General features: G+C 73.0%; 13 protein-coding genes. All 13 read left to right on the forward strand.

All coding sequences use genetic code 11. From position 1 onward, the window contains the following. Position 1: 1 nt before the first annotated feature. The 13 genes from ABII15_RS07670 (at position 2) to ABII15_RS07730 (ending at position 11,847) form a co-directional block, all read left to right on the forward strand. A complete protein-coding gene (locus tag ABII15_RS07670; RefSeq protein ID WP_353941513.1) occupies positions 2-1,486 on the forward strand; it encodes an aldehyde dehydrogenase in 1,485 nt (494 codons plus the stop codon). 23 nt (positions 1,487-1,509) lie between these two features. Further along, positions 1,510-2,415: a VOC family protein gene (locus ABII15_RS07675; RefSeq protein WP_353941514.1), complete on the forward strand. Its 906-nt coding sequence runs from the start codon at positions 1,510-1,512 to the stop codon at positions 2,413-2,415. Next, on the forward strand, positions 2,412-3,209 hold the full coding sequence (locus ABII15_RS07680) for an aspartate dehydrogenase domain-containing protein (protein WP_353941515.1): 798 nt from the start codon (positions 2,412-2,414) through the stop codon (positions 3,207-3,209). Before ABII15_RS07675 ends, ABII15_RS07680 begins: the two co-directional genes overlap by 4 nt. Continuing rightward, the gene (locus ABII15_RS07685) at positions 3,206-4,000 is read left to right on the forward strand and encodes an alpha/beta fold hydrolase (protein ID WP_353941516.1); all 795 of its coding nucleotides are present in this window, start codon (positions 3,206-3,208) and stop codon (positions 3,998-4,000) included. Before ABII15_RS07680 ends, ABII15_RS07685 begins: the two co-directional genes overlap by 4 nt. A gap of 5 nt (positions 4,001-4,005) precedes the next feature. Then, entirely contained in the window at positions 4,006-4,527 is a 522-nt protein-coding gene (locus tag ABII15_RS07690) for a cupin domain-containing protein (RefSeq protein WP_353941517.1), read from the forward strand. After that, a complete protein-coding gene (locus ABII15_RS07695; protein ID WP_353941518.1) occupies positions 4,520-5,260 on the forward strand; it encodes an SDR family oxidoreductase in 741 nt (246 codons plus the stop codon). Before ABII15_RS07690 ends, ABII15_RS07695 begins: the two co-directional genes overlap by 8 nt. A gap of 19 nt (positions 5,261-5,279) precedes the next feature. Further along, positions 5,280-6,056 (forward strand): SDR family oxidoreductase, encoded by a 777-nt coding sequence (locus ABII15_RS07700; protein ID WP_353941519.1) that lies wholly within the window; start codon positions 5,280-5,282, stop codon positions 6,054-6,056. Between the two features lie 9 nt (positions 6,057-6,065). Next, on the forward strand, positions 6,066-7,682 hold the full coding sequence (locus ABII15_RS07705) for a thiamine pyrophosphate-binding protein (protein WP_353941520.1): 1,617 nt from the start codon (positions 6,066-6,068) through the stop codon (positions 7,680-7,682). Between the two features lie 12 nt (positions 7,683-7,694). Next, positions 7,695-8,639, forward strand: a complete 945-nt coding sequence (locus ABII15_RS07710; protein WP_353941521.1) for a PDR/VanB family oxidoreductase — start codon at positions 7,695-7,697, stop codon at positions 8,637-8,639. Positions 8,640-8,658: 19 nt separating this feature from the next. Then, the gene (locus tag ABII15_RS07715; protein WP_353941522.1) at positions 8,659-8,883 is read left to right on the forward strand and encodes a recombinase-like helix-turn-helix domain-containing protein; all 225 of its coding nucleotides are present in this window, start codon (positions 8,659-8,661) and stop codon (positions 8,881-8,883) included. Positions 8,884-8,888: 5 nt separating this feature from the next. Next, positions 8,889-9,896 (forward strand): aromatic ring-hydroxylating dioxygenase subunit alpha, encoded by a 1,008-nt coding sequence (locus tag ABII15_RS07720; protein WP_353941523.1) that lies wholly within the window; start codon positions 8,889-8,891, stop codon positions 9,894-9,896. A gap of 137 nt (positions 9,897-10,033) precedes the next feature. Continuing rightward, positions 10,034-10,705, forward strand: a complete 672-nt coding sequence (locus ABII15_RS07725; protein ID WP_353941524.1) for a FadR/GntR family transcriptional regulator — start codon at positions 10,034-10,036, stop codon at positions 10,703-10,705. Between the two features lie 170 nt (positions 10,706-10,875). Beyond that, a complete protein-coding gene (locus ABII15_RS07730; protein WP_353941525.1) occupies positions 10,876-11,847 on the forward strand; it encodes a PAC2 family protein in 972 nt (323 codons plus the stop codon). Positions 11,848-11,949 lie beyond the last annotated feature (102 nt).

Genomic DNA, 11,949 nt, shown 5'->3' on the forward strand with positions numbered 1-11,949 from the left:
CGTGCCCCACCCCCTCACCGAGATCCTCGTCGCGGGCCGGTGGCGACGCGGCGGCGGCGAGCCCGTCGACACGGTCGACCCGGCCACCGGCGCGGTGCTCGCCACGGTGCACTCCGCGTCGGCCGACGAGGTCGACGAGGCGGCGCGGGCCGCGGCGCGGGCCGTCGCCGATCCGGCCTGGCGCGACCTGCTCCCCCATCAGCGGGCCCGACTCCTGCACCGCATAGCGGAGTTGACGGAGGAGGCGGCCGACGAACTGGCCGCGACCCAGACCGCGGACACCGGCAAGACGCTCACCGAGACGAAGGCCCTCGCGCTCAGCGCCGCCGGTACGTTCCGGTACATGGCGGCCGCGCTGGAGACCGCCGAGGACGCGCTCACCCCGGCGCGCGGCGCGTACGTCACGATGAGCGTGCACGAGCCGATCGGGGTCGTCGCCGCCGTCAACCCCTGGAACTCGCCGGTCGCGAGCGACGCGCAGAAGATCGCCCCGGCGCTCGCGGCGGGCAACGCGGTGCTGCTGAAACCGGCCGCCTGGACCCCGCTCGTCTCGCTCGCGCTGGGCCGCCTCATCACGCGCGCCCTGGATGAATTCGGCCTGCCCACGGCCCTGTTGTCGGTGCTGCCCGGCAGCGGCCGGGTGGTCGGCGACGCGGTGGTCCGGCATCCGCTGGTCGGCCGGATCGGATTCACGGGCGGCACGGAGACCGGCCGTTCCATCGCCGGGATCGCCGCCCGGAAGCTGATCCCGGCCTCACTGGAGCTGGGCGGCAAGTCGCCGACGATCGTGCGGGCCGACGCCGACGTCGAACAGGCCCTGGCGGGCGTGATGTTCGGGATCTTCTCCTCCAGCGGGCAGTCCTGCATCGCCGGTTCACGACTGTTCGTGGCGCGCGAGATCCACGACGCGTTCGTCACCGAACTCGTCGCCCGGGTAAGGAAGCTACGGGTCGGCCCCGGCACCGCGCCGGACACCCAGGTCGGACCGCTCGTCCACCACAAGCACCGGGACTCGGTCGCCGCCTACGTGGATCTCGCCCGCTCGGAGGGCGCCGAGGTGCTCTGCGGCGGCGCCGCGCCCGACGGCCCCGAGTACGCCGACGGCGCCTACTACCTGCCGACCGTCCTGGCCGGACTGCCCAACTCGGCGCGCACCTGCCAGGAGGAGATCTTCGGCCCGGTCCTGGTGGTACTGCCCTACGACGACGAGGACGACCTGGTCGCGCAGGCCAACGACTCCGTGTACGGGCTCGCCTGCGGGATCTGGACCCGCGACCACCGGGCCGCCTGGCGCCTCGCCCGCCGGATCGACGCGGGCACCGTCTGGATCAACACGTACAAGCAGTTCAGCGCGTCCACCCCGTTCAGCGGGATGAAGGACAGCGGGCTCGGCACGGAGAAGGGACGGGACGCCATCCGCGCCTACCAGCGCCAGAAGTCCCTGTACTGGGGCACCTCCGACGCCCCGCTGCCCTGGGCCAACTGACCATGTCTGCAACGGAGTACCCGATGTCCCATCCCCCGATCGCCCGGCTGCGCGCGCTGCGCTCCGTCGAACTGCTCACCCCCTCCTTCACCGAGGCCACCGACTTCTACGAGGACGCCTGGGGCCTGGAGGTCGTCGAGTCCGAGCAGGGCGCGAGCTGGCTGCGCGGCACCGGCGAGGAGCACCACGCCCTCCAGCTGACCCGCTCCGAGCGCACCGGCCTCGGCCGGCTCGTGTTCGCCGTCGCCACCCCCGCCGAGATCGACGAGGCGGCCCGGCGGCTCGAAGCCCGGGGCATCAGGCCCGTCGCCGGGCCGGGCCCGCTCGACCAGGTCGGCGGCGGCTACGGCCTGCGCTTCCACGACCACGAGGGCCGGCTCGTCGAGCTGTCCGCCGACACCTGGGCGGTCGCCCCGCGCGGCCGCGACGCCGCGATCCCGGTCGGCGTCACCCACACCGTCCTCAACACCCCGGACATCGACGCGGCCGTCGCCTTCTACCGCGATGTGCTCGGCCTGCGCGTCTCCGACTGGTCCGAGCACCAGATGGCGTTCCTGCGCTGCAACGCCGACCACCACTGCATCGCGTTCAACCAGGCCGAGTGGGTCTCCCTCAACCACGTGGCGTACGAGATGAGTTCGGTCGACCACTTCATGCGCGGCCTCGGCCGCCTGCGCCACCACGGGATCGTCCCGCAGTGGGGTCCGGGCCGGCACGGCCCCGGCAACAACACCTTCTCCTACTTCACCGATCCGACCGGTCTGGTCTGCGAGTACACCTCCGAGGTCGCGCAGGTCGTCGAGGACCGGTGGATCGCCAAGGTGTGGCGGCGGGTGCCCGAGCTGTCCGACCTGTGGGGCACGGCCGGGCCGCCGTCGAAGGAGATCCGCTGTCACATGGCCGGCAACCCGGAAGGACCCCTCGCATGACCAGCACACTCAAGGTCGGACTCGTCGGCTGGGGCGCCATCGGCCGCGTCGTCGGCACCGCCCTCGCCGAACAGGGCATCAAGGGCGCGGAGTTGGCGTGCGTCGTCGACAACCGTCCGCTCGGCGAGGCGGCGCCCGCGCCGCAGGTCACCTTCGAGGAGGCGATCGACCGCTGCGACCTGATCGTGGAGGCGGCGGGCCAGGGTGTCGTACGGGAATGGGGCGAGCGCGTCCTCACCTCCGGCACCGATCTGCTGGTGGCGTCGACCGGGGCGCTGACCGACGAGGAGCTGGCCAAGCGGCTGCTCGCCGCGGGTCCCGGCCGGGTGTACTTCACGGGCGGCGCGGTCGGCGGCCTCGATCTGCTCCAGGCCGTGCGCGCGCTGGGCCCGCTGGACGACGTACGCCTCACCACCACCAAGCTGCCCTCCACTCTCGAACAGCCTTGGATGGAAGCGGAGTTGATAGGCCGGATGCGTGCGGCGTCCGGGCCGGTCGAGGTGATGCGCGGGACCGCGCGCGACGTGCCGGTGAAGTTCCCCAAGTCGACGAACGTCGCGGCGTCGGTCGCGCTCGCCGTCGGCGACCTGGACGCTGTGCGGGTCCGGGTCGTCGCCGATCCGGGCGCCACCCTCACCCGGCACGTCGTCGAGGCGTCCGGCGAGCACGGCGCGTACCGCTTCGAGGTGGCGCACCGGCCCGACCCGGGCAACCCGGCGACCAGCCAGGTCGTGCCGTACGCGGTGCTGCGCTCGCTGGCGGCGCTGGCCGGACGGTCGGGGCAGATCCTGTGAGCGTCCACCTGGAGACCGCGGGCGAACAGGGCCCACTGCTGCTCTGCCTGCACGGCATCGGCTCCTCGTCGGCGGCGTTCGCCCCGCAGCTCGCCGGGCTCTCCGCGCACGTACGGGTCGTCGCGTGGGACGCGCCCGGATACGGCAGGTCCGCCGACCCGGACGGACCGCTGGACCTGGACGGGTTCGCGGACGCGGCCGCCGAGGTGGTCAGGGCCCACGGCGGCTCGGCCCATGTGCTCGGGGTCTCGTGGGGCGGCGTGATCGCGCTGCGGCTCGCCACCCGCCACCCGGACCTCGTCGACTCCCTGATCGTCGCCGACTCCAGCGCGGGCTCCGGCACCGACGAGGCGAAGGCCGCCGCGATGCGGGCCCGTACCGCCGAGCTGGCCGAGGCCGGGCCGCGGGCCTTCGCCGAAAGGCGGGGCCCGCGCCTCGTCTCCGACCTGGCGCCCGCCGCGCTCGTCGAGCGGGTCGTCGACACCATGGCCGGCGCGATCCGGCTGCCCGGCTACGGGTACGCCGCCGAGGCCATGGCCGGCGCCGATCTGCGCCCCGAACTGTCCGCCGTCACCGCGCCCGCGCTCGTCGTGTGCGGCGACCGCGACACGGTCACCGGCGTCGAGGCCTCCCAGGTCCTCGCCGGGGGCCTGCACAAGACCGCCTACGTGATCGTCAAGGACGCCGGTCACCTGGCCAACCAGGAACAGCCCGAGCGGTTCAACGCCTGGGTCCTGTCCCATCTGCACATCGTCACCAACTCCCGCACGCTGCGGGCACGGAAGGGCTGATCAGCATGCCTCTGACCACCACCGAGTACGACAACGGCGGCGACCTCGGCACGTACACCGACTCCCTCATCGCCTCGAAGGAGTCCCGGGTCGCCGACTTCGACACCCTCTCCTTCCAGGAGAAGGCGGGCCCGCAGTTCCGCCGCGGCCAGATCCGCTACGTGGGCTCCGGCGCCACCGGCAACCACGAGGGCGACAAGCGGATCATCCCGTCCGGCGGCTTCACGTTCTCCAACATGCTGCTCCAGCCCGGTGCCGAGGGCCCGGCCCACACCCACCACGACGTCGAGGAGGCGTTCTTCGTCCTGGAGGGCCGGGTCCGCGTGGGCATCCACCGCGGCCCGGACGAGGTCGAGTACCGCACCCTCGGCTACCGCGACATGATCGTGGTGCCCGCGGGCGTGACCCGCTCGCTGAAGAACGAGGGCGACACCGACGCCCTGTTCTGCGTCGTCATCGGCACGCGGAAGCCGCAGGTGCCGACCTACCCGGAGTACTCGCCGATGCACGGCGTGACCCGTGACTGACGCCCCTCTGGTCGTCGTGACCGGGGCGGGCCGTGGCCTGGGACTGGCCATGGCCCGCCGGGCCGGCGAGGACGGCTTCCGGGTCGTCGTCGCCGAGGTCGACGCCGAGCGCGGCACGGCCGCCACGGCCGCCCTGAAGGCCGAGGGGATCGCGGCGCACTTCGTGCGGTGCGACGTCGCCGACCCGGCCTCCGTCGACGAACTGGCCTCTTCCGTACGGGCTTTGGGACCGCTGTACGGGCTCGTGAACAACGCCGCGCTCGCCAACGGCGTCGGCGGCAAGGAGTTCCAGGACATCGACATCGCCGCCTGGGACCGGCTGATGACGGTCAACGCGCGCGGCCCCTGGCTCGTCGCGAAGGCCCTGCACCCGCTGTTCGGAACGAGCGGACGCATCGTCAACATCGCCTCGGACGCCGCCCTGTACGGCTCCCCGCGGCTCGCCCACTACATCGCCTCCAAGGGCGCCGTGATCGCCCTCACCCGGGCGATGGCCCGCGAACTCGGCGAGCGCGGCATCACCGTGAACGCGCTGGCGCCCGGCCTGACCGAGTGCGAGGCGACCGAGACGGTCCCCGCCGAGCGGCACGGTCTGTACGCCGCGAACCGGGCGATCTCACGGGCCCAGCAGCCGGACGACCTGGTCGGGCTCGCCGCCTTCCTCCTCTCCGAGGAGTCCCGCTATCTGACCGGACAGGTGATCGCCGTCAACGGCGGATTCACCATGAACTGACGTACTTGATGGGAAAGTTATGGATCTGGGCCTCGCCGACCGGACCTATGTGGTCACCGGAGGCAGCTCGGGCGTCGGCCTGGCCACGGTCCGCGCCCTGCTCGACGAGGGCGCGAACGTCGCCACCTGCGGGCGCGACGCCGACCGGCTCGCCCGCGTCGGCACCCACGACCGGCTGTTCACCGCCGCCTGCGACGTGCGGGACGCCGACGCCGTGCGGGACTTCGTGACGGCCGCCGCCGACGCGTTCGGCGGACGGCTCGACGGGCTGGTCAACAACGCCGGGCAGTCCCGGATGAAACGGCTCGACGACACGGGCCCCGAGGACTGGCGCGACGAGCTGGAGCTGAAGTTCGCGGGCGTCCTCAACCCCCTCCAGGCGGCCCGGAAGCACCTCGGCGCGTCCGACGCGGCGTCCGTCGTCAACGTCAACGCCGTCCTCGCCAAGCAGCCCGAGACCCGGCTGATCACCACGAGCGCCGCCCGCGCCGGCATCCTCAACCTCTCCAAGTCCCTGGCCACGGAGCTCGCCGCCGACGGCATCCGGGTCAACTCGGTCTGCCTGGGCCTGGTCGACACCGGCCAGTGGACGCGCCGCCACGCGGCCGCCGACTCCGGCCTGTCCTACGAGGACTGGCAGGCGGAACTGGCCGCCGACCGGGGCATCGCCCTCGGCCGGCTCGGCCGCGCCGAGGAGGTCGCGTACGCGATCGTCGCGCTGCTCTCCCCGCGCGCCTCCTACATCACCGGAACCAGCATCGACGTCTGCGGCGGAGTCGGCCGCGGCATCCTCTGAGGAGCTCGCATGAAGTACGCCGACGGAGGCGCTCTCCTCGTCGCCGTTCTCAAGGAACTGGGCATCGACACGGTCTTCGGGATCGTGTCCGTGCACAATCTGCCGCTGGTCGAGGCCGTCGACCGCGAGCTGCGCTTCGTCCCCGTGCGGCACGAGGCGAGCGCCGTGAACGCCGCCGACGCCTACGGGCGGGCGCGCGGCTCGATCGGCTGCGCGCTCACCTCGACCGGGACGGGCGCGGGCAACGCGGCCGGATCGCTGATCGAGGCGCTCGCGTCGGGCACGTCCGTGCTGCACGTCACCGGCCAGGTCGAGTCCGCGTACCTCGGCAGCGGGCGGGGCTTCATCCACGAGACGAAGGACCAGCTCGGCATGTTGACGGCCGTCTCCGCGCACGCGGCGACGGTGGGCTCCGCCGACGAGGCGGGCCGGGTGCTGCGCGCGGCGGCCCGCGCCGCGCTGGCCTCTCCGGGCGGCCCGGCGAGCGTCGAGTGGCCGATCGATCTGCAGTACGCGGCGCAGACGGACGCCGTGGTCGAGGCGCCGGAGACCGTCGTCCCCGTCTCCGAACTCGGCGCGGCGGCGGAGCTGTTGAGCGCCGCCCGGTGCCCCTTGATCTGGGCCGGCGGTGGCGCCACCGACGCTCGTACCGAACTCGCCGCGCTCGTCGAGGCGACCGGCGCCGGACTGCTCACCTCCAACTCCGGGCGCGGGGCGGTGCCCGAGGACCACCCGCAGGTCATCGGCAACTTCGCCACCACGCCAGCCGTCCGCGCCCTGCTCGCCGACGCCGATCTGCTCCTCACGGTCGGCACCCACTTCCGGTCGAACGAGACCGCCGACTACGGGCTCCGGCTCCCCGCCGCGCATGTGCAGATCGACATCGACCGGGCGGCGCTCGGCCGTGTCTACCCGGTCGCGCACGCCCTGCACGGCGACGCCGCCGCCGCCCTCGGCGCGCTGCTCCCCCACGCGCGGCGGGCCGACCCGGACTGGACGCGCCGCGTCACCACGGTCCGTACCGACGTGCGGGCCGCGCTGCACGACAGCATCGGCCCGCAGGCCGCGATCTGCGACGCGCTGCGCGCCGCGCTCCCCCGGGACGCGGTCGTCGCCCGCGACGTCACCATCCCCTCCAGCAGCTGGGGCAACCGCCTCCTGGAGATGTACGACCCGAAGGCGAACGTCTTCCCGCGCGGCGGCGGCATCGGCCAGGGACTCGGCATGGGCATCGGCGCCGCGCTCGCCGCCCCGGAGCGGCCGACGGTCGTCATCGCGGGCGACGGCGGGCTCGCCGTCCATCTCGGGGAACTCCTCACCCTCGCCCAGGAACGGCCCCGGCTGACCCTCCTGGTCTTCAACGACGGCGGGTACGGCGTGCTGCGCAACATGCAGGACCGGTACGCGGACCGCCGCTCCGGCGTCGACCTGACCACGCCCGACTTCGAACTCCTCGCCCGCGCCTGCCGGTTGCCGTATCTGCGGATCGCGGACGCCGACCACGCGGCGCCGGTGATCCAGGAGGCCGTCGGTTCGGACGGGCCCGTGCTCGTCGAGGTGGACCTGGCGGCGCTCGGCCCGATGAAGAACCCGTTCACCCCGCCCGTGAAGATCCCCGGCACGTAAGGAGGCCCCACCATGACCGACTCCGACCGCCAACTGGAGCTGCTGGTCCGGCGGATGACCTGGGAGGCCGAGGGCGTTCTCTCCGTCGAGCTCGCCCATCCGGACGGCAAGCCGCTGCCCGGCTGGGCGCCGGGCGCCCACATCGACGTGCACGTGGGCGGGCAGGTCCGCCAGTACAGCCTGTGCGGCGACCCGGACGCCACCGGCACGTACCGGATCGGCGTGCTCAACGAGCCGTCCTCGCGCGGCGGTTCGCGCCATGTCCACACCGCGCTGCGGCCCGGTCAGAGCGTCACCGTGTCCGAGCCGCGCAACCACTTCGCCCTGGAGGACGCGGGCGGCCATGTCTTCGTCGCGGGCGGCATCGGGATCACCCCGATCCTCGCCATGGCCCGCGAGGCCGCCCGGCGCGGGGCGCGCTGGCGCCTGGTCTACGGCGGGCGCAGCCGCGCCTCCATGGCCTTCACCGAGGAGCTGGCCGCGCTGGGCGGCGACGTGACGCTCGTACCGCAGGACGAGCTGGGCCACATCGATCTGGCGGCCGCGCTCGACGGGCTGCCCGACGACACCCTCGTGTACTGCTGCGGACCCGAGCCCCTGCTCGCCGCCGTGGAAGCGGCGTGCCCGGCCGAGGCACTGCGCGTCGAGCGGTTCTCCGCGCCCGTCGTCGAACGGGCTCCGGACGACGGGGAGTTCGAGGTCGAGTGCCGCACCTCCGGGCTCACCCTCACCGTCGGCGCCGACACCTCGGTCCTGGAGGCCGCCGAGCAGGCCGGCCTCGACGTCGCCAGCTCCTGCCGCGACGGCATCTGCGGCTCCTGCGAGACGCGGGTGCTGGACGGCGCCGTCGACCACCGCGACTTCCTGCTCTCGGAAGCCGAGCACGCCGCGAACGCCTCGATGATGATCTGCGTCTCGCGCTGCGCCGCCGGCTCCCGCCTCGTCCTCGACCTGTAATCCGTACCGGGAGATGCCCATGAACACCGACTGGCCGTACCTGGAGATCCACCAGTCCCGCACCCACGAGCCGTCGCCCTACGAGCTGAAGCTGGCCGCCACCCTCGAAGAGGTCTTCACCAAGGTCGGCAGCGAACTCGCCGATGTCGTACGCGGCTTGAATGACCGTCAAGTCCACGCGCCCGACGGCACCCCGTGGACCGAGGAGTCCTTCACCGCCGAGATGCACCGCCTGGGAGCGTGACCGCCATGACCACCACCCCTCTCACCGCCGACCACCTGTACGCGACGGGCCTGCGCGGTCAGTGGCACCCGGTCGTCCCCTCCTCGTTCGTCGCGCCCGGCGCGATGCGCAAGGTCACCGTCCTCGGCGAGCAGTGGCTGCTGTTCCGCCGCTCGGACGGCACCCTGAGCATGCTCGCCGACCGCTGCCCGCACCGCGGCGCCCCGCTCTCGCTGGGCAAACACCTGGGCGACCGGGTGGCGTGCTGGTACCACGGCGTGGAGGTCGAGACCGACGGCACCGTCTCCTCCGTCCCGGGCCTGCCCGGCTGCAACCTGGAGGGCAAGCAACTCGTCGTCTCGCTGCCCGTCAAGGAGGTGTCCGGCGCCGTCCTCGCCTACTTCGGCACCGAGGAGCAGCCGCAGCCGGTCGAGCTGACGCTGCCCGAGCCGCTGACCGACCCCGACACCGAGGCGATCCTCTGCTACGCGGAGTGGAACGTGCCGTGGCGGTACGCCGTCGAGAACCTGCTCGACCCGATGCACGGCGCGTTCCTGCACCACGACTCGCACACGATGTTCGACGGCGACACCACCGCCAAGTTCCGCATCCGCGAGACCGACCGCGGCTACTTCTTCGAGAAGACCGACCAGCGCGGCGTGAACTTCGACTGGGTCGAGCTGTGCCGCACGGGCGTCGACTGGGTCGACCTGTCGATCCCCTACCCGCCGTCGGCGGGGCCCGGCGGCCCGTTCGGCATCGTCGGCATGGTCCGCCCGGTCGACGCCGAGCGCTGCGCCGTCTTCTTCTGGCGCTACCGCACGGTCCAGGGATGGCAGCGCGACACCTGGCGGTTCCTCTACAAGACGCTGATCGAGAAGCGGCACTGGGAGGTCCTGGAGCAGGACCGGGTGATGCTGGAGGCGATGCCCGCGGACGCCGACCAGCGCGAGAACCTGTACCAGCACGACCTCGGCGTGGTCCGGCTGCGCCGCCTGTACCGCGGCGGCGCCGAGGCCCAGGCCACGGCGTGAGCCCCCGGGCCCGTCCGGGCCCGCGTCCTCGGTGAACGGCTCCCCGGGGGAACGCGGCCAGGTCATCCCCGTACGCCCATAATGGGGCGAGACATCGGAGGACCGGTCTCTCCGGAGGACGAGCAGAGGGGGCTGCCATGGCCGTCACCGACGAGGCCATCGAGAAGATCAAGGGCATGATCGTCTCGGGTGCGCTGCGCCCCGGCGACCGGCTCCCCAAGGAGAGCGAACTCGCCGCGGAGCTGGGGCTCTCGCGCAATTCGCTGCGCGAGGCGGTGCGCGCGCTCTCCCTCATCCGCATCCTGGACGTCCGGCAGGGCGACGGCACCTACGTCACGAGCCTGGACCCGCAGCTCCTGCTGGAGGCGCTGAGCTTCGTCGTCGACTTCCACCGCGACGACACGGTCCTGGAGTTCCTGGCCGTCCGCCGCATCCTGGAGCCGGCCGCCACGGCGATGGCGGCGACCTCCATCGGCGCCGACCAGCTCGACCGGCTCGCCGCCCAGCTGGACGAGCTGGGGCCCGAGCCGTCGGTGGAGGAGCTGGTCGCCGCGGACCTCGACTTCCACCGTGGCATCGTGGCGGCCGCCGGCAATTCGGTGCTCGGTTCCCTCCTCGACGGGCTGTCCGGGCCGACCACCCGGGCCCGGGTCTGGCGCGGCCTGACCCAGGAGGACGCGGTCGGCCGCACCCTGCGCGAACACCGGGCGATCCTGGCGGCGCTGCGCGACGGCGACCCGGAGGCGGCCCGCTCCTGGGCGACCGTGCACATCGCGAGCGTGGAGCAGTGGCTGCGCTCCACGCTGTGAGCCCGAAGCGGTGAGCCGGAAGTGGGAAACCCCGACATTCAGGTGGAGTGCACACCTGCGACACGGGGCAGTGTTCCGGGCAGTCTCCGGGTTCCAGGGGGCTGCGGAGGGTCCTCGCGGACGCCGTAAGGTGGGCAGGTACGCGAGGACACGTCGGAAGGAGGCGCTGGGTGATCGAGCTCGAGGGGGTTCCCGAGCTGGTCGACCCGGTCATGGTGGCCGCGTTCGAGGGCTGGAACGATGCCGGCGACGCCGCCTCCACCGCGGTCGCGCATCTCGACAAGGAGTGGAAGGGCGAGGTGTTCGCGGCGCTGGACGCCGAGGACTACTACGACTTCCAGGTCAACCGGCCGACGGTCTTCCTGGAAGACGGCGTGCGCAAGATCACCTGGCCGACGACCCGGCTCTCGGTGGTGCGCGTCGGCGGCGACAAGCCGCGTGACCTGGTCCTGGTCCGCGGCATCGAGCCGTCGATGCGCTGGCGCTCGTTCTGCAACGAACTGCTGGGGTTCGCGCACGAGCTGGGCGTGGAGCTGGTGGTGATCCTGGGCGCGCTGCTCGGCGACACTCCGCACACCCGGCCGGTTCCGGTCAGCGGCGTCACCTCCGATCCGGATCTCGCTACGCGCATGGACCTGGAGGAGACCAAGTACGAGGGCCCGACGGGCATCGTCGGGATTCTCCAGGAGGCGTGCACCCACGCGGGCGTCCCGGCGGTCTCGCTGTGGGCGGCGGTGCCGCACTACGTGTCGCAGCCGCCGAACCCGAAGGCGACGCTGGCGCTGCTCAACCGCCTGGAGGACCTGATCGACCTGCGGATCCCACTGGGCGAGCTGGCCGAGGACGCGCGCGCCTGGCAGCTGGGCGTGGACCAGCTGGCGGCGGAGGACAGCGAGGTCGCCGAGTACGTGCAGACGCTGGAGGAGGCGCGGGACACCGCGGAGCTGCCGGAGGCGTCGGGCGAGGCGATCGCCCGCGAGTTCGAGCGGTATCTGCGGCGGCGCGACCCGGGGGCACCGCCCGGGGCGGGCGGCCACGCCACGGACGGCGGCGACGGCTCGTCGTACCTGCGGGACAACCCGGGCGGCAAGAGCCGCCCGCCGAAGCCACCGCGCCCCGACGCCGAGGACGGCGACGAGTAGACCGCGGTCCACGACCGACGAAGCGCCCCCGGCGCCGGGCAACCGGCACCGGGGGCGCTTTCGCGCCGCTCCCGTTCTTCTCGCCTTTGGCCGGTTTGCGGC

It is taken from the genome of Streptomyces sp. HUAS MG91, assembly GCF_040529335.1.
Classification (GTDB): Bacteria; Actinomycetota; Actinomycetes; order Streptomycetales; family Streptomycetaceae; genus Streptomyces; species Streptomyces tabacisoli.

Bases quoted from the DNA above. Each gene is read 5' to 3' on its own strand.
- ABII15_RS07720 (WP_353941523.1), top strand. From the start codon at position 8,889: ATGACCACCACCCCTCTCACCGCCGACCACCTGTACGCGACGGGCCTG.
- ABII15_RS07700 (WP_353941519.1), top strand. From the start codon at position 5,280: ATGGATCTGGGCCTCGCCGACCGGACCTATGTGGTCACCGGAGGCAGC.
- ABII15_RS07725 (WP_353941524.1), top strand. From the start codon at position 10,034: ATGGCCGTCACCGACGAGGCCATCGAGAAGATCAAGGGCATGATCGTC.
- ABII15_RS07690 (WP_353941517.1), top strand. From the start codon at position 4,006: ATGCCTCTGACCACCACCGAGTACGACAACGGCGGCGACCTCGGCACG.
- ABII15_RS07710 (WP_353941521.1), top strand. From the start codon at position 7,695: ATGACCGACTCCGACCGCCAACTGGAGCTGCTGGTCCGGCGGATGACC.
- ABII15_RS07680 (WP_353941515.1), top strand. From the start codon at position 2,412: ATGACCAGCACACTCAAGGTCGGACTCGTCGGCTGGGGCGCCATCGGC.
- ABII15_RS07715 (WP_353941522.1), top strand. From the start codon at position 8,659: ATGAACACCGACTGGCCGTACCTGGAGATCCACCAGTCCCGCACCCAC.
- ABII15_RS07675 (WP_353941514.1), top strand. From the start codon at position 1,510: ATGTCCCATCCCCCGATCGCCCGGCTGCGCGCGCTGCGCTCCGTCGAA.
- ABII15_RS07705 (WP_353941520.1), top strand. From the start codon at position 6,066: ATGAAGTACGCCGACGGAGGCGCTCTCCTCGTCGCCGTTCTCAAGGAA.